The following is a 19,933-nucleotide window of genomic DNA, read 5'->3' as shown; positions in this document are numbered from 1 at the left end:
CGAATATAGGCTTAATGCACTAATATTTCTGCGCTCTCTGTTATTTCAACATCACCGTCGGGTGAAATTTCGGTTAAGTGGACTGCCTTAATTTCGTTTACCAGCACAGGATCGTACTTGGCACGCACCTTTACATAGTTGCGGGTAAAGCCGTGCATGTAGCCGTCCTTTATGTCGCCCTCAAACAACACCTCGTCGGTTTTACCTAACTGGGTTTCGTAAAAGGCACGGCGTTTTTTGTCGGACAAAATGTGCAGCATTTTGCTCCTGTCGGCACGGGTACTGCCCGGTACGGCACCTTTCATTTCGGCGGCCAAAGTATTTTCGCGTTCCGAATAGGTGAATACGTGCAAGTATGATATATCCAGCCCGTTTAGGAAGTTGTAGGTATCTACAAAATCTTCACGCGTTTCGCCGGGGAAACCTACGATCACATCTACACCTATGCAGCAATGCGGCATTACCTCTTTTATTTTAGCCACGCGACTGGCGTAAAGGTCGCGCTTGTAACGGCGGCGCATTAAGCCTAAAATTTTATCGGAACCCGATTGCAGCGGAATATGGAAATGCGGAACGAACCTTTTAGAAGTGCTCACAAACTCTATGATCTCATCGCTCAACAGGTTTGGCTCTATCGATGATATGCGGATACGCTCAATGCCTTCCACCTCATCCAAAGCCTTTACCAAATCGAAGAACTTATCCTCGCGCTGGCCATTGCGGATGCCGAAATCGCCAAGGTTCACCCCTGTTAAAACAATTTCTTTCACACCCGATGCAGCTATTTCTCTCGCTTGCGCTACTGCATTCTCAATGGTATCGCTGCGGCTTGCGCCACGGGCCAATGGTATGGTGCAAAAGGAACAAGAGTAATCGCAGCCATCCTGAACTTTCAAGAAAGTACGCGTGCGGTCGCCATACGAGAATGAAGGTACGAACTCATTAGCTTCTGATACCGGCTGGTTGTATACTAATGTTTTGGGATTCTTGGTTAAATCGGTAAGGTAATCTACGATCTGAAACTTCTCAGCAGCGCCCAAAACCAGGTCAACGCCGGGTATTTCGGCAATTTCTTTTGGCTTTAACTGAGCGTAGCAACCTACAATGGTAACGTAGGCGTTCGGCGATATTTTCAGCGCTTCCTTAACTATCTTTTTGCATTTTTTATCGGCGTTCTCGGTAACCGAACATGTGTTTATCACAAACACATCCGGCGTTTCACTAAATTCAACCGTTTCGAAGCCGGCCTGGTTAAATAAGCGCCCTATCGAAGAGGTCTCCGAGTAATTGAGCTTACAGCCAAGCGTATAAAATGCAACTTTCTTATTCATTTTCAGCCGGCAAAGATAGCGAATTTAGAGATTAGTTGATTGGAGGGTAGAGATTAGTTGTTTAACGGAAATGTAAAAACATTGACATGCCCCCTCATTTCCAACCAAGTGTACCAAAACTGGGAGCTTATTGGAACGTACTCAAAGCTGCTTGTACCCCTCGGGCTATCACCGCGTACCCGGTATTGGTAGGGTGCACACCATCTGCGGATAGCAGGTAGCCGGCGCCATTGGTTTTCATAAAAGTGTTGATATCTATAAAGCGGGTGCCATTCTTAACAGCTACGGTGTTTAATGCCGTATTAAAGGCTGCCAATCGGCCAGGTGTAACCACACCTTTACCAAATACCAATTGCTCGTTGCAATAATATATGTTTACCAGTACTATATCCTTGGCCAGCCAGCCTTGCGCATAGGCCTTATCAAGCACAAACTGGTAATCGGCTGTAAATTGTTCGGCTGTAAGGTCGGGTGTATTGAAGCCTACATCATTTATACCGTAGGCAAAAAACAAATACTTATCATTATCAGTTTTAGCAGGTATCTCGTTTACAGCACGTACATACATACTATTCAACGAAGGCGAGCCATTGATCTTCCACTCCAGTGTAGAGCCGCCTATGCCCAGGTTTACTGCCTCCCAGCCAACCGAGGCTGCCAGCAATGCTACCCAGTTATCCGCCGTAACAATGTTGCCGTTATACCCCTCGGTAATACTATCACCGAAAAAATAAGCTTTCCCTGCTATCCGAATGGGCACCGGTGTAGTAGCCAGTAAAGCTTTTGCGGCTTTCTCCTCGGGCGATTCTTGCGGCACTTGCACCGGCGTAGGTGGCCGTTGGTACTTACACCCAAAAATCGAGGCCGCCAACAGGAAGCTTAAAAGTTTCTTCATCAATATGCAGCAAATATATGCTTAACCGTACTATTTACTAAGCGAATAATTGAACACATCTTTTTTCCAAACGCCCTTTTTATCTTTCTCATCAAGAATGCAATCCAACTTAACAGGGCTTACACGGCGGTAAGTTATCCGTACGGTTTTATCTACCGATTCGAACAACACCTCATTCTTAGTAAGTTTTATAGCAGGCATAAGGTAAGGCCTATCTTTATCTTCCCAACCAATACTTCCTTTATTAAAATGGCGCAACTTCATCACAGGTACTCCGTCCGTTTCTTCTATTACCATAAACTCGTAGAAAACTACCTTGCCATCCTTTACGCATCTGAATATACTGGCCATATTATCGCCCATCGGTGCGCCCCAAAATTCCTCCATATCGCCCCACTCGTGTTTCAGCGTCCATTTGCCGGCCATGAAGGATAGGTCTTTTACAGCGGCTTTTAATTGAGCAAAGGTTTGATGGCTTAGAAGCGTTACGGCAAACAGCAATACTATTTTTTTCATGAGATGTTGTATTGCCTAAATATAACGGTTTGGCTGTTCTGTTCAAACCTAATTATATTCCCTCCCAGCGGTAGCTTTCGTTCTCCAGCCCAATGAGGTCTATAACACGGTTCACCACCGTCATGGCCAGTTCTTCTATAGTTTTGGGCTTGCTGTAGTACGATGGTATGGCCGGGCAAATAATACCTCCCGCCTCGGTTACGGTTTGCATATTGCGGATGTGGATGAGGTTTAATGGCGTATCCCGTGCTACTAATATCAATTTACGGCGCTCTTTCAGGATAACATCGGCGGCGCGGCTTATCAGGTCGTCAGAAGTTCCGGCTGCTATCCTACCCAGTGCCCCCATAGAGCAGGGCACTACCACCATAGTATCGAATTTTGCCGAGCCCGACGCAAAGGGTGCCATAAAATCGTTTTTAGCGTAAAATTTAAACGGATAATTGTTGTAGGCGGTATTATCGAGCTCAAACTCCCATACCTTTTTGGCATTATCAGACATAACAACCCCTACTTCGGCCACCTGCGCCTGCAGTTGTAACAACTTATCTAATAAAAGCTTAGCGTAAATAGCGCCGCTTGCACCGGTAACGGCCACTACAATTTTCCTGTTCATCATCCTGCCAACAAACTTACTGAAGAAATGTTAGGGCACAAAAAAGGGCCGAAACATTGTCTCGACCCTACATCTACCTATGAAAAACATGCCCTTTGAGCGGGCACTACAAATATAATAAGCGTGTTTTAATTTTTAAACAATTATTTTAAATTATTTTAACCCGCGTTGTTTATGTTCTTTTCTATAAGTGTTTGAATGATACCATCCACCATACCAACGGTTGGTACATACATGCTTTTTATGTTGGCACATTTCAAAACAGTCAGGTATATCTCGCAGGCAGGGATAATTACGTCGGCCCTGTCCTGGTTCAAACCGAGCACGTTTATCCGCTCTTTCATCGAGAACGAATCGAGGTAATTATACAGCGATTTAAGCTTAACGTAGGTTAGCGGCGAACCATCCTTCTCGTTAGATAACTTGTATAACTTATTGATGTTACCACCGGTACCTATGCCGAAAATATTTTTATGATGGCGGGTATGCTCGCGGATAAAATCCTTCATCTCGTTCCAGGTCTCTTCCTTATCCTGGTTATCCAATATGCGGATGGTACCCAAATTGAACGACTTAGAGGCCTGCAATTCGCCACGCGAAAACAGCGAAAGCTCGGTACTACCGCCACCCACGTCGATATACAGATAGTTCTTATCCTTATCTATATTCACTTCAGCGTGGCTGGCATAAATAATTTGTGCCTCTATTTCGCCATGAACGATCTGCAGATCTATACCTGCTTCTTCCTTAATGCGTTCGGCAACCTGCTGGCCGTTATCGGCTTCGCGCATGGCCGATGTTGCACAGGCCATGTAGTCGGTCACTTTAAACACCTCCATCAGGTTTTTAAAGGCCTGCATAGACTTTACCAGGTCGTCGGCTTTTTTATCAGATATATGTTTGTTCAGGAAGGCATCGTCGCCAAGGCGCACCGGCACGCGCACCAGCGTATTCTTTTTAAAAGAAACCGAACCGTTATTCTCTATAATATTGGCTATCAAAAGCCTCACGGCGTTCGAGCCAACATCTATGGCAGCGTATCTCAAGTTAATGGGGTTTTAAGGTAATTGTAAATATCTATCTGTGCCCGGGTAAGGGTATCGGCTTTAGTTTTGTGGTATTTATTAGCGCTGGTGCCCGTAATTTCGCGGGCCTTGGTATTATCGCTCAATTGTATATTGATGATATTCCGTATTTCTTTGCGCAAAAAGTCATCGTAAATGGGGAAGCCTACTTCCACGCGGTTATCAATATTCCGCGTCATCAGGTCGGCCGAGGTTAGGTACATCAATTCGTTGCCGCCGTTGCCGTAAATATGTACGCGGGCATGCTCCAAATACTTATCTACAATGCTGATCACCTCTATATTCTCGCTAAATCCTTTTTGGCCAGGAACGAGGCAGCACATCCCGCGGATGATCATTTGTATCTTCACACCGGCATTGCTGGCCTGGTAAAGTTTGGCTATCATCTGTTCATCGGCAAGGCTGTTCATCTTCATAATGATGTATGCCTTTTTGCCGGCTTTAGCCAGTTTTATTTCGTTGTCTATGAGCTTATAAATAGCCGGGCGCGAATCTATTGGCGATACAATAAGGTGCTTCAAGCCTTTCGGCAACTGATTTTTAAGCAGCGCTTTAAATATGTCTACCAAATCCAGCGTCAAGCGTTTATCAGCCGTTAGCAGCGTATGATCTGCGTAAATTTTGGCGGTTTTCTCGTTAAAGTTACCGGTAGATAAACAGGCGTAATAGGCAGGCTTGCTTTTTTCGATACGGGTAACGAGGCATATTTTGGAATGCACCTTGTAACCATCGATACCGTAGAGCACGTTCACCCCCTCCTCTTCAAGCCTGTTGCTCCAGTAAATATTGTTTTCCTCGTCAAAGCGGGCACGAAGTTCAACAAGACAGTTCACCTTTTTACCGTTCTTGGCAGCGTTGATGAGTGCATAAATGATCTTTGAGTTTTCGGCCAAACGGTAAACGGTTATGCTGATCTCTTTCACTTTAGGGTCGATAGCCGCCTCACGTAAAAAGTGTATAACATAATCGAACGACTCGTAAGGCGTACTGATGAGGTAATCGCGCTTGGCTATCATACTCATCAAACTTTTACCGAACGATAGGCCCTCTATTGGCAAGGCCCTTGTTTTGCTATATTCCAGTTCGGGACGGCCTACGTTAGGGAAGCTGATGAAGTTTTTAAAATTTTGGTAACGATTACCGGGGATGAGGTTCTCGCCCTGTAAACGCATCTTTTTAACCAAATAGCCCAGCATATCGGGCGGCATTTCGGTATCAAAAACTAAACGCATGGGTTTACCACGTTTGCGTTTATCAAGGCTTTTAGCCAGTGCGTCAATAAATTTCTCGCTTACTACTTTATCCAGGTCCAGCTCGGCATCGCGTGTAAGCTGAATAGAATAGGCTTCGATGCTATCGTGCTCGAAAATAAAGAAGATATCCTCCAGGCTATAGCGGATAATATCATCAAGCAGAATGATGAATTTCAGCTTATTAGTATCGGGCAGTACCAAAAATCGTGAAAGGTTATCGGGTATCTCAATGAGCGCGTAACGGTACTTTTTACCCTTGGTAAGCTTTACGAAGAAGTAAATGGCACGGTCGCGCAGTTCGGGCAGTGGCAGGTCCTCATCAAGCATAATGGGTACCAGCGTTGATAGCAAACGCTCGCGGAAGAACTCCTTCACAAACTCGCCGCGCGTAACATTCAACTGCTTATCGTTCAGCAGGAATATCTTTTCTTCAGCAAGCTCCTTTACAATAATATTCTCGTACAGGTTCTGAAATTTCTTCTCCTGCTTTACTACTATATTCTTGATCTGGTTCAGCAGTTTTTTGGGGTTATAGCCCAATATCTCTTTGGCCTTTTCGTTCAGGTTGGCCAGGCGGCTTAGCGTTGCTACACGCACACGGTAAAACTCATCCAGATTGCTGCTGAAGATGGCTAAAAACTTTACGCGTTCTATAAGCGGCACCGTTGGGTCGGCAGCTTCCTGCAGTACCCTGTCGTTAAAATATAGCCAGCTTATCTCTCGGTTGAGTAACGGAATGTTTTTAGTATCCATAAAGCACAAATCTGCCTTTTTATTTGTTAAGATAATATTAAATAATCGTATAGTCGGCTAAGCAGGTAAACCAAATATCTGTATTATAGTTTACAGCTTATGCAAATCTTACATTAGCTTTGCGTTACAAAACCATAAACTCATGCCTTCATTTGACATTGTAAGCAAAATAGACGGACAAACGCTTGATAACGCTATCAACACCGCCAAAAAAGAAATACTGAACCGTTACGATTTTAACACCAGTAAAAGCACCATTGACCTGGATAAGAAAACCAACGAGATAACTATTGTTACCGAGAACGATATGCGCGTAAAAGCTATTGAGGATAGCATTATCAGCCGCATGAGCAAACAAGGGCTCGATCCCAAAGCCTTAGACTTTGGCAAAGAAGTTTACGCCTCAGGCAACATGATACGGAAGGAAATAAAGATAAAAGAAGGTATTGATAAAGAGGCCGCCAAAAAGATCGTTAAAAAGATAAAAGACAGCAAGCTAAAGGTTGAAGCCAGCATCCAGAACGACCAGGTGCGTGTAACCGCCAAAAAGATAGACGACCTGCAAGCCGTTATCAGCCTTTGCCGCGCTGAGGATTTTGGCCAGCCGCTTCAGTATATTAATATGAGGAGTTAAAATAGTCAAAAGTCCGAAGTCGGAAAGTCCGTAAGAAGAAGTTTTGCAAATGCACGGCTCTATTTCTTGCGGACTTTCTGACTTCCGGACATCGGACTTAAAAGCAAAAAAGACCGGTCCCTCGCGGGCCGGCCTTTTCAACTAAACCAAACTTATGAAAACACTCTTGAATTATTTCACAGCGATTTCGCGCGACTGAAATTTAGCTTCTTCCCTCTTGGCGATGGTCAGTTTCAATATACCATCGGTGTAGTCAGCATCAATTTTAGCATAGTCGGCGCTATCCGGCAAGGTGAACGAGCGTACAAACGAGTTGTAGCTGTATTCGCGTTTGCTGTATTTTTTTACTTCCTGGCCTTCGTCGCTTTTCTTTTCGGCAGAAACGCTCAATACGTTTTTATCCAGGTTAATTTTTAGGTCTTCTTTTTTCACACCGGGTACGGCCAATTCGATATTGAATTCGCTATCGTTTTCTGATATGTTTACCGCAGGCACCCGGCTAACTAATTTGTCGCTCAAAAACGAATCGTTTACTATTGAATCGAATACATCGTTAAAGAAAGGGTTAACGTTATTCCTTACGCCGTTGTTAAATTTCACTAATGTCATTTTTATATCCTCCTGAGTTTTTGTTTTATTAACTTCGTAGCACATTGTTCAACTGTTATACCAACAGTAAAAACCAAGCATTTACACGACAATTTGTCTGTAAATTTTAAACCAAACAGACAAAGTGTCCTATTATGGCTGAAAAACTAACAGATTACAAGTATAAAACTGATATAGCCATCCGGTTTTCGGATATCGATGGCGTGGGCCACGTTAATAATGCTGTGTACCTTACCTATTTTGAAGTAGCACGTTTTAACTACTGGCGCGATGTTGCGCACTGGAATTTGAAGGAAGCCTGGATACTGGTAGGCAGATCGGAAGTGAACTACCTGAAACCGGTAATGATAGAAGATAAGCTAATGTGCTACGTTCGCGTAATACGCATTGGCAACAGCAGCTTTGACGTAATGCACGTATTAACTAAACAAACCGAAAAAGGCGAAGAAATATGCACCACCTGCAAAACGGTGTGCATCAGCTACGATTATAAAGAAGGTAAATCTATCCCCATCCCTAAGGAAGGCCGCCAAAAGATGATAGATTACGACGAACCGAGATTGATATTGAATACGAATTAGATGTGCAGATTTCAAATGTGCAAATATACAGATGTGCAGATGAAGCTATTAACCTATGTCATTTCGAACCCTGAAGCGAGGGTAAAGAGCGAAAGAGGGTGAGAAACCTTCGACGCTAATGCACGAACGCTTTGCATGAGCAGATTTGCGTAGTGCCTTTGCATACCGTATAAGTTCCCTCCTTGCCCCTGCGCGCTATCCCACCGCCGCTCGTTCGGGATGACATGGTGTTTAAAATATCTTCCCGGGATTAAGGATCCCGTTAGGGTCAAACACCGCCTTTATCCCCTTCCACAAAGCAAAGTGTATATCAGTATACTTCAGCGGCATAAAATCGCGCTGCACTACGCCTATGCCATGCTCACCTGAGATGGTGCCGCCGAGGCTTACGGTTAGTTCGAATATTTCGGTGATGCCATCTTTCAGTTTATTGTTCCAATCTTCATCACTCATACCTGCTTTTATGATGTTTACGTGCAGGTTGCCATCGCCGGCGTGACCGTAGCAAACCGAGGCAAAGCCATAACGGCCACCTATTTCTTTTATACCATTAATGAGTTTTGGCAATGCAGCCCGGGGCACAACAGTATCCTCCTCTTTATAAACCGAATTAGATTTTACCGAAACCGCCATGGTACGGCGTATGCGCCATATTTCCTCCTTTTGTGCCGATGAGTCGGCAAAGAGTACGTCGCGGCAGTTATGCGCTTCCAATACCTCGTTTATCTTTTCGCAATCGGCAAATATTACATCCTGGTTGGTGCCGTCGCATTCTATCAGCAGGAAAGCTTCTGCCCCATCCTGCAGATCGAAAGTCAAGCCATCGTGCTCTATTACCCATTCGATACCCTTACGCTCCATAAACTCCAGGGCCGAGGGCACTACCCCAGCCCTAAAGATAGCCGACACGGCCGCACAAGCATCTTCATTGGAGTTGAACGAAGCCAACATCAGTGCATCCTGCGTAGGCTTAGGTATCAGCTTTACTACTATTTTGGTGACTATAGCCAACGTACCCTCGCTACCAATAAGCAACTGCGTAAGATTATAGCCGGATGCATATTTAAGCGTATTGGCACCCGTCCAAATAATTTCGCCGTTAGGCAAAACAGCTTCCATGTTCAGTACATACTCGCGTATGGTGCCGTATTTTACTACCCTTGGTCCGCCGCTGCAATTGGCCACGTTGCCACCAATAAAGCAGCTGCCTTTACTGGCCGGGTCTACGGGGTACAGCAAGCCTTTTTCGGCAACGGCATCCATAAACATTTCGGTAATAACGCCCGGCTCCACAGTTGCCTGCAGGTTCTGCTCATCAATATCCAGTATTTGGTTAAACCGCTCCATAGATATCATCAAGCCGCCATTAATGGCCAAAGCGCCGCCCGCCAAACCTGTGCCGGCTCCACGTGGCGTAACCGGGATAAGCTTATCGTTGCAAAACTTCATCAGCGCGGCAATTTCCGCAGTATCTTTCGGCTTGGCCACTACTTCGGGGTAGTAAACCAGGTCTTCGGTTTCGTCGTGAGAATATTCGGAGACGGCTTCCTTGCCTGTTAAAACAGCATCAGCGCCAACAATATCGGTTATAGCGGCAAGCAATTCCGCGGTTATTTTAGTAAAGGCCATGGTTTATTTCTTCTTATTAAAACTAATGCTCACCACCGAGTTTTGCACGGTGCCCCCCAACGGTGGATGAGCTTTCTTAATGGTAACAGATGCCACCTGCACATAAGCATATTTAGCGGCAATACCGTCAATAATACCTTGCGCAACCGTTTCTATTAACTTGCGGGTGTGCTGCATTTCGGTTTTAGCAATTTGGTAAAGCTCCTCGTAGTTAACAGTATTGGCAATTTTATCGTCATTAAAATCAGCAACACTATCAAACACCACCTCAATATCTACAACAAAACGAGTACCCAGCAATTGCTCCTCAGGATAAAACCCGTGGTATGCAAAAAATTCGGCACCTTGTAAAGCAACTTTAACCATGATTCAAAAGTAGTGGTTTATTCGAAAGTATGGCTCTTTATTTAACCACAGAGAACACAGAGAGAAAAACGCAGAGGTACACAGAGCTTTGCAACGGCGTAAGTTTAGCACACAAAGGCGCAAAGCCGCGAAGAAAATTAAAGCAGCTTATAAACGTCATCCATTATTAATCTCTCTGCGAACCTCCGCGTAACCTCCATTACCTCCGTGGTTATTTAAGGTTTGAAACCTCCTCAATCGGTGAAATCAAACCCTATCGGTGTAATCCCATCAAAAAAATCCTGTAAATCCCTCTATCCTGAAATCCTGTTAAAAAACTTCAACATTTAACCGCAAAGACCGCAGAGATTTGCAATATGGTTAGCGCAAAGGACGCAAAGCCTTGTAAATTGGTAAATAAGTTTTTGTGGTTATCACCAAAAAGCAACAATTAACAATAGCTTACTATCAATCCTATTGCAAAGCTTTGCGCCTCTTTGCGTTTTTTCCCTGCGCTCTTTGCGGTAAAATAACCCTATAGCCCCAAAACAATCCTATAAAATCCATCAATCCCTTAATCCTGTTAAAAAACTTCAACAATAAAATCTCATCAAAATCTATGTTTAAATCGTTTAAACCTACTTTTTACCAAAAACCGCCCCCACCCTATCAAAAACAAGGTTTTTAATATCCAAATCCTGTATATATTTGGGCGAAACCAATATATAAAACCATGGCTAAAACTGATCTATATGAAGCCCCCGACTACTACCAGATAGATGAATTTTTATCGGAAGAGCATAAACTTATCCGCCGAAGCGTGCGCGATTGGGTGAAGAAAGAAGTAAGCCCCGTTATAGAAGAATACGCCCAAAAAGCCGAGTTTCCTAAACATCTTTTAAAAGGACTTGCCGAAATTGGTGCCTTTGGACCTACCATACCCGAGCAATACGGCGGCGCAGGATTAGATTACACTGCCTATGGCATTATTATGCAGGAAATAGAACGCGGCGACTCGGGCATCCGGTCCACCGCGTCGGTACAGGGCTCATTGGTGATGTACCCTATTTATGCGTATGGTTCTGAAGAGCAAAAACAAAAATACCTGCCGAAGCTTGCATCAGGAGAACTGATGGGTTGCTTCGGCCTTACTGAGCCCGACCATGGCAGCAACCCCGGCGGCATGGTAACCAATATAAAAGATAAAGGCGACCACTACCTGCTCAACGGTGCCAAAATGTGGATATCAAACGCCCCCTTTGCCGATATTGCCATTGTGTGGGCAAAAGACGAGGAAGGCAAAATACGCGGGCTGATATTGGAGCGCGGCATGGAAGGCTTCAGCACCCCCGAAACACATAATAAATGGAGCCTCCGTGCATCAGCCACCGGCGAGTTGGTTTTTGATAATGTTAAAGTACCTAAAGAGAACCTGCTACCAAATGTATCGGGGATAAAAGGGCCGCTGGGCTGCCTCAACCAGGCACGCTATGGTATTGCCTGGGGTGCATTAGGCGCAGCTATGGATTGTTACGACACCGCCCTGTGTTACGCCAAAGAGCGTGTGCAATTTGGCAGGCCGATAGCAGGCTTTCAACTGCAACAAAAAAAATTAGCCGAAATGATAACCGAAATAACCAAAGGGCAACTATTGGTTTGGCGTTTGGGCTTGCTTAAAAACGAAAACCGCGCCACTCCTGCGCAGATATCAATGGCCAAACGTAACAGTGTTGAAACAGCTATAAACATAGCCCGCGAGGCCCGCCAGATACTCGGCGGCATGGGAATTACAGGAGAATACCCAATAATGCGACATATGGCGAACCTTGAGTCGGTAATTACGTATGAAGGCACACACGACATTCATTTGTTGATAACAGGGATGGATATAACCGGAGAAAACGCCTTTAGTTGATTATTTAGGGTTGTTTTATAGGTAAAATATTCTCCCGAATATTATATTTGTTGATAAGTGTTTAACTTACCCTAAAAACATTGATACGCAACCCCAGGTATTCTGCCTATAAAGTATTATTGCGGCATTGGTGGCTTATTTTATTAACGCTAACGATAACAGCGTGTAGCGATAAAAAAAAGGCCGTTGATAACGGTAACTATTCCGAAGAATATTTGGCAGTGCAGGCGCGTGCCGATAAAATTTGGGGCTTGAATAACCCTGATGCTGCCGCGCATTTCCTCGATTCCGCCTTCAGGAAACTGGCCCACCCAACTATAAATGATAAATTCAGGTTCTACGCGTTCCACTACGTTATTCAACAAAAGCTAAAGCACGATTACCAAAAGGCACTGGTATATGCCGACAGCATGGTAATGGTGGCCAAAAACAGCGTGAACCCCAAACAATATTCGATGACTTATGCAGAAGCTGCCTTTGCCCGCGGCGACTCATACTTCGAACTGAAACAATATACCGATGCCTATCAAAATTACTACGAAGGCTACCTCACGGGCAAAAACTATTTGAATTTGGCGGCCCTTGGCGATTATACATACCGCATGGGTATGATCATGTATAAAAAAGGGCACTATAAATTGGCCGCCAATTACTTTAAGGATAGCTACTTACAAAATAAAGTAGAAAACTATTCCGTCACAAAAGACTTTGTATCTTTTTACCGCAGGCAGGAACTTTTGGACAACATTGGGTTAAGCTATCGCCATAATAATGATAACGATAGCGCCATCGTTTACTTTGATAAGGCACTGGCTTTGGTAAACAGCAGCGCACCCGCCTTCCCCGATAGGGTGCTGCATATAGAGATGGCTCGTGGCGTTATTTACGGTAATAAGGCCGAAGTTTACATCCAAAAAGGAGATACCACCAGGGCAATAGATATGCTGCGCCAAAGCATAGCCATAAACCTGAAGCCGAGGTACGACAACCGCGATGCGCAACTTACCGAAGTAAAGCTGGGCAACCTTTACCTTAAACAAGACAAAACCGGGCTACTTAAAACCCTGCTGGGCGATCTTCGCGGCCAACTGGACACTATCCCCAACCCCGATGCTGAGGCTGATTACCACCGCCTGCTGGGTAACCTTTATTTTAAAGAGAACGACCTGAAGAGCGCGCTAACGCATATTCAACGCTATAATGTACTTAAGGATTCGTTAATGAGCCGAGCCGCCCTGCTGATGGAAAGCGATGTGAACCAGCAATTGGCCAATTACGAAAAGCAGCACGAGATTGATTTGCTAAGCAACGATAATAAGCTGCAGGTGATCTACATTTATGCAGTTACACTGATTGCAGTACTGGCGGCCATCATCATCTTCCTGGTGTACCGCAACTGGAAACGCTCTAAAAAAGATGTGCTCACGGTTAACATACTAAACCAACAGATAAACGAACAAAACCACGTATTAGAAAACGCGCTAAACGAATTGAGCGCCAGCAGCCAGGAAAAAGACCGTATTTTACGTACCGTAGCGCACGATCTGCGCAACCCGATAGGTGGCATTGCATCGCTCACCAGTATGATGGCCGACGATGATTATACCGACGACCAAAAGGAACTTATTAACCTGGTAAAAGAAACATCGGTAAACTCGCTGGAGCTTATTAACGAAATATTAGAGGCTACCAATAATGCCACCGTGCCATTGAATGTGGAGATGGTAGAGATAAACTCGTTGGTAAACAACAGTGTAGAGTTACTGCGCTTTAAGGCGGCAGAGAAGGGCCAAACCATATTAATGGAGCCGCTAAGCAAGCAACAGGAATTGCTGGTAAGCCGCGAAAAAATGTGGCGCGTTATCAGCAACCTCATCAGTAACGCCATTAAATTCAGCCCCACCGGCGAAACTATTAAGGTAAAAGTGGCAACAGCTAAAGATGCGCTGATCATTTCTGTTCAGGATAATGGCATTGGTATACCCGACAAGCTGAAAGACCAGGTGTTTAATATGTTCACCAGCGCACAACGCCCCGGTACAGATGGCGAAAAATCGTTCGGGTTGGGCCTTTCTATCTGCCGCCAAATTGTGGAGAAGCACAACGGTAAAATATGGTTTGAAAACAGTCCCGGTGGCGGCGCTACTTTCTTAGTAAGCCTTCCCGCCCCCGGTATCGAATTATCTAACCAATTACCCGAGCAGGTTAGCGTACCAGTGGCCTGATGCTTTAACCGTACGTTTCTGCGTCTCAAAATCGATATGTATCAGCCCGAACCGCGGGTGGTACCCTTCGGCCCATTCAAAGTTATCGGTAAGCGTCCACACAAAATAGCCGTGTACTTTGCAGCCTTCTTGCTTGGCCTTCAACACCTGTGCAATGTGGGTTTGCAGGTAGTTAACGCGTTTAGTGTCGTTAACCTCGCCGTCCTCAACCTTATCAGGGAAAGCCGCACCGTTTTCTGTTACTATTATCTTGGGCATATTAGCATAGCTGTTATACTTCATCAGCATATGATAAATGCAGGGCGGGTATACCTCCCACTTCATATCGGTTAGCTCCACATTACGGTCTTCGGCCTTAACCAGTTTGGCACCAATATAGGGCGTAAAGAACGAGTACTTTACAATTTCGCGGGTATAATTCTGCAAGCCAATAAAGTCGAAATCGAAACTCATGTTCTGCTCATCCCCGGGCTTAAAATACTTTTGTACGCCTTTAATAGCGGCCACTTCGGTTGGGTAGCCCAGGCCCAAAATGGGTTCGAGGTATAAACGATTGATCAAAGCGTCGGCACGTTTGGCGGCCGCAACATCGCGCGGCTTGTCGGAATAAGGCTCAATGTACGAGCAAGAGAAAGTAGTACCTAAATTAATATCCGGCAGAGCTTTACGCAATAATTTAGCTCCTGCCACAAGGCTAAGCACCACGTGATGCACAGCAGGCAAAAAGTTCTTCAGCCCCATTCGACCCGGGGCATGTATGCCTAAAAAGTAACCCGCGCCGGTAAATACGGCCGGCTCGTTCATCACCATCCAGTTTTTTACCTTACCGCCAAATGCATCGGCACATATTTGTACGTAGTTGGTAAACCAGCCAATAATGTCGCGGTTGGTCCAGCCGCCCTTGTCTTCCAGTGCCTGGGGAAGGTCCCAATGGTATAGGGTTATCCATGGCTCTACGCCTTGCGCAAGGCAATAGTCTATCACCTTGTGGTAGTGATCTATCCCTGCCTGGTTTACTTCGCCCTCGCCTTTTGGTAAAATGCGCGGCCAGGCAATAGAGAAACGAAAGTTTGGTATATTGAGCTTCTTTACGAGGTCGATATCCTCTTTATAATTCTCGTAGAAGTTGCAAGCGATGGTGGGTTTATCGCCGTTGAGTATTTTGCCTTTTTTAGCCGAGAAGGTATCCCATATAGAAGCACCCTTGCCGTCAATATCGCAAGAGCCTTCGGTTTGGAGGGCGGCGGTAGATACCCCCCAGGCAAAATCGTCGCCAAAAAGTTTCTTATCCAGTTCTTGTCCGGTTAGTTCAGATGCCATTAATTTGAGCTGATGGAGGACCCAAAATGTACATTATAATTGTATCTGCGAAACGCTTTCGCAAAAAATTATTAGTGTTTAAAAGATGAGCGCATGCTTCTTAAAAAGAAATACTCGCGAATCTCATTCACTATGGCGGTAATCTTGCTGAATAGTTTCATGGCCTTTTATATTTTGGTTTATACAAGTATACCGGCCTTGTGTGTGCTTATCGTGTTGTTTATGTTATGATTAGGTTAAGATTATTGAGATTCCACCGATTTTATTTGATTTCACAGATAAGAGCTTATCTCTCCATTATTCTTTTGAGTGAACACGAACAATTTCGAATTGAGCCGAATTTCACAGATCGACGTTTCGAGTTTAAAATTCACCAGGTTTTCTATTCGTGTAATTCGCATAATTAGAAAAAATTAGTGTTCACTCAAAAAACAACACCACCCCTTATCGAGATCAATTCGTGAAATTCGCCTCAATTCGTAAAATTCGTGTTATTCAATTCGTGGCATTCGTCTCCATATCTTTACTTTTGCCACCATGAAAAACTATTTTACCCGTTTGTTTACTTACGATGCCTGGGCTAACCGGCAGATGAACGGGTTGATAGCACAATACGGCGAACCGCAGCAAGCCCGTGGCTGGATGGCGCACCTCTTGGCAGCACAGCAAATATGGCTTAAACGCTGCCAGGGCCTCCCCGCTCCTCCCGGCCCGCTTTGGCCGGATAAGGAAAGCACCGAAATGGCGGGCATCATCACTCAAAACGAAACCGACTGGCTGGTCTATATAGAAACCTTGCAACCGGAGGATTTCGATAAAGTTATTACCTACAAAACCCTCAAAGGCGACGGTTTTGAGAACACCCTTGCCGATATACTGGCCCATGTAATAAACCATGGCACGCACCACCGCGCACAAATAGGGCAACAGGTTAAACAACTGGGTGCCAAATTGCCACCGCTCGATTACGTTTTATACATACGCGACTTACATAAAACCACCATATGAAAAAGATACTTGCGGCCGCGTTTTCGGCCATGCTTCTTTTTAGCTGTACCGATACTAAAAAACAAGAGCAAACCCTGCTTGATGAAGTAATTGCCATACACGATAGCGTAATGGCCAAAGAAGAGCAGCTGGTAAAAGCAAAAATCCAGCTGGATACCCTCCTGAAAAACAATACGCTCCCTCCTGCCGATACAGCAGCTGCCGCAAAATTGATAGTAACTCTCGATAGCACCGATGCCCGCATGGAAGACTGGATGCATAAATTTGATGCTGAGAACAAAGGCAAAAGCCACGATGAGATAATGGCTTACCTCGAAGACCAGAAAAAAAAGATAAAGGCTATCGATAAAGATTTTGACGCCGCCATAGCCACAACTAATAACTACAAAAAATCATTGAAGAAATGAGGAAGCTAACTACCCTCGCGGGCCTGATCATATTATTTGCCGCTTGCCGCAATAGCGAACAGGCTACCCTGCCTATTTACGGCAACCGCGATACCAAAACCGTTACTAAAGATGGCAAAGAGGTGGTTGATACCATTTACCAAACCATCCCTGATTTTAAATTTGTAAACCAATACGGCGACAGCATCACACAAAAAAGCCTGAATGGCGATATCTATGTGGCCGATTTCTTTTTCACCACCTGCCCTTCTATTTGCCCAATTATGCACCGCAATATGCTTAAAGTGTATAACGAGTACAAAAACGTGCCCAACTTCAAGATCATTTCGCACAGCATCGACCCTAAGCACGATAGCGTTGCTGTGTTGAAAAAATATGCCGACGGCTTGGGCATCAGCGGTAACAGCTGGTGGTTGCTGCAGGGCAAAAAGGATGATATCTACAACTTATCGGCCAGTTACCTGGTGCGCCGCCCCGAAGAAAGCGCTAAAGAGCTTTTTATTCATGATGGTTTATTTATTTTGATTGATAAGCAAAAACGCATACGCGGCAGTTATGATGGTACCGACGAAAAAGAAGTTGCCCGCCTGATTGCCGATATTAAGACCCTGCGCGCCGAAACAAATACCGAAATAGCTCAATGAAACTAAGCGCCGCCTTAACTTTGCTTGTGTTGATCTGCTGTGGTATTATCGCATCCTGCACCAGCGATGCCGAGCTGGAATTTAAGCGCTATTACCTTGCCGGCGAACGCCTCTACAAAAGCCATTGCCAAAACTGCCACGGCGCAAAAGGTGAAGGCCTCGGCACATTGGTGCCCCCGCTTACCGATGCTGCTTTCCTCCAAAAAAACAAGCACCGGTTGGCTTGCATCGTCAACTTAGGTTTAACCGACGAGCTACTTAGGGTTAGCGGTAAAACCTACGTATCAAAAATGCCGGCTAATAATTTGCCCCCTGTAGATATTGCCGGGATACTTACTTACGTGAACAATTCTTTCGGCAATAAAACCGGCGTGGTTACATCTGATGATGTGGCAAAAGATTTAGAAGATTGTAAGTAATTAGGGCGGTCCCGCTATTCAGCGGACCGGGCTATGCGCTCATACGCCTGCAGGCATTACGCTCAGTGGCCGGTATTCGCTCCTATCCCTACCGCATTTTCTGAACCCTGATCTTCTTGATTTTAGGATTTCCCGATATTTTTATTGCAACGAATTTCCTCAGAACGTCAGCAGAAGAGCTTCGGGCGAAAGCGGGCAGAACGTGGTGGGCTTGCGGGCGGGAAGGGCATAGGGAATGTTTGCTGAAGCGCGGGACCGAAGCGGCGAAGCAAAGGGCAAATTTTCCCAGCTCGTGGTTCTGCCCGGTTTGCAGGGCGAAGGCCAGTGCGGCAAAGAAGCATTTCTGCTGAAAGCACTTTTGGTTCTTTTGGTGCCACAAAACGGCGAAGCCCTCTTGAGTGCCCCTAAAAAAATAGAAACTCGCGAAAAACAACAGCCCAGCGGCAAATGAGCGGCGGATGAATTTATTTTAGAAAAAGGCTTTTAGATGCCAAATAACCGGTCGGTAATGTTCACCATCCAAACACAACCCCTCCCTCATTGTTAAAACATAAAACACGTATTATGGAACAACAATTTGATGCGGTGCTTACCGGCTCGGATAGCGAGGTGAACGGTATTGCAACCCGCCTTAACAGCGGCGCTTATGAATTTAATTCGCTCGACGGTAGTTTGCAGCTTATTATTGCAAAAAATGCCGAAGGCAAATGGGAACGCGTTGCCGGCACCGAGCCTTACTTTGGCGGCTGGATAGAAGAATTGGTAGCGCAAATACCCGTAACTGTAAATAGCTGATATGGAAAAAAGAGAATTAGGAAAGTCGGGGTTAATTGTACACCCCTTTGTGTTTGGCGGCAACGTTTTTGGCTGGACGGCCGACGAGAAAACTTCGTTCGAACTCTTGGACGCCTTTATTGATGGCGGCTTTAATTTTGTAGATACGGCTGATATGTATTCTACCTGGGTGCCGGGGCATACGGGCGGCGAATCGGAAACCATTATTGGCAACTGGTTTAAGCAAGGCGGCAAGCGCGATAAAGTTGTTATTGCGACTAAAGTGGGGAAACCTATGGGCGAAGGTAAAACAGGCTTATCAAAAGCCTACATTACCCGTGCTGTAGAAGACTCGTTAAAACGCCTGCAGACCGACTATATCGACCTGTATCAATCGCACGAGGATGATGCTAATACTCCGCTGGAAGAAACACTGGAAACCTTTAGCGATTTGATAAAACAGGGTAAAGTACGCGCCATTGGTGCATCTAACTACAGCGGCCCACGCCTGCGCGAAGCTTTGGAGGTAAGCAAGGCCAACGGCTTTGCCCGTTACGAAAGCCTGCAGCCCGAATACAACCTATACAACCGCGAAGATTACGAAAAGCAATACGAATCGCTTTGCCGCGAAAACAATGTGGGGGTTATCTCCTACTTTTCGCTGGCCAGTGGTTTCCTCACCGGTAAATACCGCTCGGAAGCCGACCTAAATAAAAGCCCGCGTGGTGGCGGCATCAAAAAATACCTCGACCCGCGTGGCTATAAAATATTGGCCACTTTGGATAAGGTAGCCGGCGAATACAATACCACGCAAGCAGCCGTAGCACTGGCGTGGGTTATGGCACGGCCGGGTATAACGGGGCCAATTGCCAGCGCAACCAGCGTGCAGCAACTCAACGATATTGGCAAAGCCGCCGATTTAAACCTCAGTCCGGAGGCAATCGAGTTGTTAACTACAGCAAGCAGCTACTAAT

General features: G+C 45.3%; 21 protein-coding genes. 11 read left to right on the top strand and 10 right to left on the bottom strand.

All coding sequences use genetic code 11. The annotated features are described in order from the left end of the window. Positions 1–11: 11 nt before the first annotated feature. From mtaB to ppk1, 6 genes are all read right to left on the bottom strand, one after another. Positions 12–1,331, bottom strand: a complete 1,320-nt coding sequence (gene mtaB, locus BC343_RS00825; RefSeq protein ID WP_078345821.1) for a tRNA (N(6)-L-threonylcarbamoyladenosine(37)-C(2))-methylthiotransferase MtaB — start codon at positions 1,329–1,331, stop codon at positions 12–14. A 127-nt stretch (positions 1,332–1,458) separates the two neighbouring features. Further along, positions 1,459–2,226 carry an SGNH/GDSL hydrolase family protein gene (locus tag BC343_RS00820; RefSeq protein ID WP_078345820.1) on the bottom strand — a complete coding sequence of 256 codons (768 nt, stop codon included), beginning with the start codon at positions 2,224–2,226 and terminating at the stop codon, positions 1,459–1,461. A gap of 30 nt (positions 2,227–2,256) precedes the next feature. After that, positions 2,257–2,742: a DUF6265 family protein gene (locus BC343_RS00815; protein ID WP_078345819.1), complete on the bottom strand. Its 486-nt coding sequence runs from the start codon at positions 2,740–2,742 to the stop codon at positions 2,257–2,259. Between the two features lie 52 nt (positions 2,743–2,794). Next, on the bottom strand, positions 2,795–3,361 hold the full coding sequence (locus BC343_RS00810; RefSeq protein ID WP_078345818.1) for a UbiX family flavin prenyltransferase: 567 nt from the start codon (positions 3,359–3,361) through the stop codon (positions 2,795–2,797). Positions 3,362–3,516: 155 nt separating this feature from the next. After that, positions 3,517–4,404 (bottom strand): Ppx/GppA phosphatase family protein, encoded by an 888-nt coding sequence (locus BC343_RS00805; protein WP_078345817.1) that lies wholly within the window; start codon positions 4,402–4,404, stop codon positions 3,517–3,519. Continuing rightward, positions 4,401–6,449, bottom strand: coding sequence for a polyphosphate kinase 1 (ppk1, locus tag BC343_RS00800; protein ID WP_078345816.1), 2,049 nt, complete (start codon positions 6,447–6,449; stop codon positions 4,401–4,403). The genes BC343_RS00805 and ppk1 overlap by 4 nt, the downstream gene beginning before the upstream one ends. A 142-nt stretch (positions 6,450–6,591) precedes the next feature. Here ppk1 and BC343_RS00795 point away from each other — a divergent pair, with 142 nt between their 5' ends. Next, positions 6,592–7,083 (top strand): YajQ family cyclic di-GMP-binding protein, encoded by a 492-nt coding sequence (locus BC343_RS00795; protein ID WP_078345815.1) that lies wholly within the window; start codon positions 6,592–6,594, stop codon positions 7,081–7,083. Between the two features lie 171 nt (positions 7,084–7,254). Here BC343_RS00795 and BC343_RS00790 read toward each other — a convergent pair whose 3' ends face one another. Next, positions 7,255–7,692 carry an Hsp20/alpha crystallin family protein gene (locus BC343_RS00790; protein ID WP_078346463.1) on the bottom strand — a complete coding sequence of 146 codons (438 nt, stop codon included), beginning with the start codon at positions 7,690–7,692 and terminating at the stop codon, positions 7,255–7,257. Positions 7,693–7,826: 134 nt separating this feature from the next. Between BC343_RS00790 and BC343_RS00785 the strand changes: the two genes are divergently transcribed. Further along, on the top strand, positions 7,827–8,273 hold the full coding sequence (locus BC343_RS00785) for an acyl-CoA thioesterase (RefSeq protein ID WP_078345814.1): 447 nt from the start codon (positions 7,827–7,829) through the stop codon (positions 8,271–8,273). Positions 8,274–8,504: 231 nt separating this feature from the next. On the opposite strand, the gene BC343_RS00780 is transcribed toward BC343_RS00785, so the two are convergent. Both BC343_RS00780 and folB read right to left on the bottom strand, forming a co-directional pair. Continuing rightward, positions 8,505–9,902 (bottom strand): FAD-binding oxidoreductase, encoded by a 1,398-nt coding sequence (locus BC343_RS00780; RefSeq protein WP_078345813.1) that lies wholly within the window; start codon positions 9,900–9,902, stop codon positions 8,505–8,507. 3 nt (positions 9,903–9,905) lie between these two features. After that, positions 9,906–10,268, bottom strand: coding sequence for a dihydroneopterin aldolase (gene folB, locus BC343_RS00775; RefSeq protein ID WP_078345812.1), 363 nt, complete (start codon positions 10,266–10,268; stop codon positions 9,906–9,908). A 712-nt stretch (positions 10,269–10,980) separates the two neighbouring features. On the opposite strand from folB, the gene BC343_RS00770 reads away from it, so the two are divergent. Beyond that, positions 10,981–12,162, top strand: coding sequence for an acyl-CoA dehydrogenase family protein (locus tag BC343_RS00770; protein WP_078345811.1), 1,182 nt, complete (start codon positions 10,981–10,983; stop codon positions 12,160–12,162). An 80-nt stretch (positions 12,163–12,242) separates the two neighbouring features. Next, positions 12,243–14,387 carry an ATP-binding protein gene (locus BC343_RS00765; RefSeq protein WP_078345810.1) on the top strand — a complete coding sequence of 715 codons (2,145 nt, stop codon included), beginning with the start codon at positions 12,243–12,245 and terminating at the stop codon, positions 14,385–14,387. On the opposite strand, the gene BC343_RS00760 is transcribed toward BC343_RS00765, so the two are convergent. After that, complete coding sequence (locus BC343_RS00760; protein WP_078345809.1) at positions 14,355–15,707, bottom strand: GH1 family beta-glucosidase; 1,353 nt, start codon at positions 15,705–15,707, stop codon at positions 14,355–14,357. The genes BC343_RS00765 and BC343_RS00760 overlap by 33 nt on opposite strands. A 537-nt stretch (positions 15,708–16,244) precedes the next feature. Between BC343_RS00760 and BC343_RS00755 the strand changes: the two genes are divergently transcribed. The 7 genes from BC343_RS00755 to BC343_RS00725 all read left to right on the top strand — a co-directional run bounded on the left by BC343_RS00755 (position 16,245) and on the right by BC343_RS00725 (position 19,932). Further along, positions 16,245–16,715 carry a DinB family protein gene (locus tag BC343_RS00755; RefSeq protein WP_078345808.1) on the top strand — a complete coding sequence of 157 codons (471 nt, stop codon included), beginning with the start codon at positions 16,245–16,247 and terminating at the stop codon, positions 16,713–16,715. Continuing rightward, positions 16,712–17,122 (top strand): hypothetical protein, encoded by a 411-nt coding sequence (locus tag BC343_RS00750; protein WP_078345807.1) that lies wholly within the window; start codon positions 16,712–16,714, stop codon positions 17,120–17,122. The genes BC343_RS00755 and BC343_RS00750 overlap by 4 nt, the downstream gene beginning before the upstream one ends. Next, complete coding sequence (locus tag BC343_RS00745) at positions 17,119–17,766, top strand: SCO family protein (protein WP_078345806.1); 648 nt, start codon at positions 17,119–17,121, stop codon at positions 17,764–17,766. Before BC343_RS00750 ends, BC343_RS00745 begins: the two co-directional genes overlap by 4 nt. Beyond that, a complete protein-coding gene (locus BC343_RS00740; RefSeq protein ID WP_078345805.1) occupies positions 17,763–18,185 on the top strand; it encodes a c-type cytochrome in 423 nt (140 codons plus the stop codon). The genes BC343_RS00745 and BC343_RS00740 overlap by 4 nt, the downstream gene beginning before the upstream one ends. Before the next feature lie 235 nt (positions 18,186–18,420). Then, the gene (locus BC343_RS00735) at positions 18,421–18,636 is read left to right on the top strand and encodes a hypothetical protein (protein ID WP_078345804.1); all 216 of its coding nucleotides are present in this window, start codon (positions 18,421–18,423) and stop codon (positions 18,634–18,636) included. Positions 18,637–18,749: 113 nt separating this feature from the next. Continuing rightward, positions 18,750–18,980, top strand: a complete 231-nt coding sequence (locus BC343_RS00730; RefSeq protein ID WP_078345803.1) for a hypothetical protein — start codon at positions 18,750–18,752, stop codon at positions 18,978–18,980. A gap of 1 nt (position 18,981) precedes the next feature. Continuing rightward, positions 18,982–19,932 carry an aldo/keto reductase gene (locus tag BC343_RS00725; RefSeq protein ID WP_078345802.1) on the top strand — a complete coding sequence of 317 codons (951 nt, stop codon included), beginning with the start codon at positions 18,982–18,984 and terminating at the stop codon, positions 19,930–19,932. Position 19,933 lies beyond the last annotated feature (1 nt).

Origin of the sequence: Mucilaginibacter pedocola (genome assembly GCF_002013915.1) — a bacterium.
In the GTDB taxonomy this organism is placed as follows: Bacteria; Bacteroidota; Bacteroidia; order Sphingobacteriales; family Sphingobacteriaceae; genus Mucilaginibacter; species Mucilaginibacter pedocola.
The sequence above is the reverse complement of the archived record's forward strand: the minus strand, read 5'-3'. Positions and strand labels throughout refer to the sequence as shown.

What these genes read in the sequence shown, in the direction of transcription:
- mtaB (WP_078345821.1), bottom strand. Translation starts at nt 1,331, where the DNA reads ATGAATAAGAAAGTTGCATTTTATACGCTTGGCTGTAAGCTCAATTAC.
- BC343_RS00820 (WP_078345820.1), bottom strand. Translation starts at nt 2,226, where the DNA reads ATGAAGAAACTTTTAAGCTTCCTGTTGGCGGCCTCGATTTTTGGGTGT.
- BC343_RS00815 (WP_078345819.1), bottom strand. Translation starts at nt 2,742, where the DNA reads ATGAAAAAAATAGTATTGCTGTTTGCCGTAACGCTTCTAAGCCATCAA.
- BC343_RS00810 (WP_078345818.1), bottom strand. Translation starts at nt 3,361, where the DNA reads ATGATGAACAGGAAAATTGTAGTGGCCGTTACCGGTGCAAGCGGCGCT.
- ppk1 (WP_078345816.1), bottom strand. Translation starts at nt 6,449, where the DNA reads ATGGATACTAAAAACATTCCGTTACTCAACCGAGAGATAAGCTGGCTA.
- BC343_RS00795 (WP_078345815.1), top strand. Translation starts at nt 6,592, where the DNA reads ATGCCTTCATTTGACATTGTAAGCAAAATAGACGGACAAACGCTTGAT.
- BC343_RS00790 (WP_078346463.1), bottom strand. Translation starts at nt 7,692, where the DNA reads ATGACATTAGTGAAATTTAACAACGGCGTAAGGAATAACGTTAACCCT.
- BC343_RS00785 (WP_078345814.1), top strand. Translation starts at nt 7,827, where the DNA reads ATGGCTGAAAAACTAACAGATTACAAGTATAAAACTGATATAGCCATC.
- BC343_RS00780 (WP_078345813.1), bottom strand. Translation starts at nt 9,902, where the DNA reads ATGGCCTTTACTAAAATAACCGCGGAATTGCTTGCCGCTATAACCGAT.
- folB (WP_078345812.1), bottom strand. Translation starts at nt 10,268, where the DNA reads ATGGTTAAAGTTGCTTTACAAGGTGCCGAATTTTTTGCATACCACGGG.
- BC343_RS00770 (WP_078345811.1), top strand. Translation starts at nt 10,981, where the DNA reads ATGGCTAAAACTGATCTATATGAAGCCCCCGACTACTACCAGATAGAT.
- BC343_RS00760 (WP_078345809.1), bottom strand. Translation starts at nt 15,707, where the DNA reads ATGGCATCTGAACTAACCGGACAAGAACTGGATAAGAAACTTTTTGGC.
- BC343_RS00755 (WP_078345808.1), top strand. Translation starts at nt 16,245, where the DNA reads ATGAAAAACTATTTTACCCGTTTGTTTACTTACGATGCCTGGGCTAAC.
- BC343_RS00750 (WP_078345807.1), top strand. Translation starts at nt 16,712, where the DNA reads ATGAAAAAGATACTTGCGGCCGCGTTTTCGGCCATGCTTCTTTTTAGC.
- BC343_RS00745 (WP_078345806.1), top strand. Translation starts at nt 17,119, where the DNA reads ATGAGGAAGCTAACTACCCTCGCGGGCCTGATCATATTATTTGCCGCT.
- BC343_RS00740 (WP_078345805.1), top strand. Translation starts at nt 17,763, where the DNA reads ATGAAACTAAGCGCCGCCTTAACTTTGCTTGTGTTGATCTGCTGTGGT.
- BC343_RS00735 (WP_078345804.1), top strand. Translation starts at nt 18,421, where the DNA reads ATGTTTGCTGAAGCGCGGGACCGAAGCGGCGAAGCAAAGGGCAAATTT.
- BC343_RS00730 (WP_078345803.1), top strand. Translation starts at nt 18,750, where the DNA reads ATGGAACAACAATTTGATGCGGTGCTTACCGGCTCGGATAGCGAGGTG.
- BC343_RS00725 (WP_078345802.1), top strand. Translation starts at nt 18,982, where the DNA reads ATGGAAAAAAGAGAATTAGGAAAGTCGGGGTTAATTGTACACCCCTTT.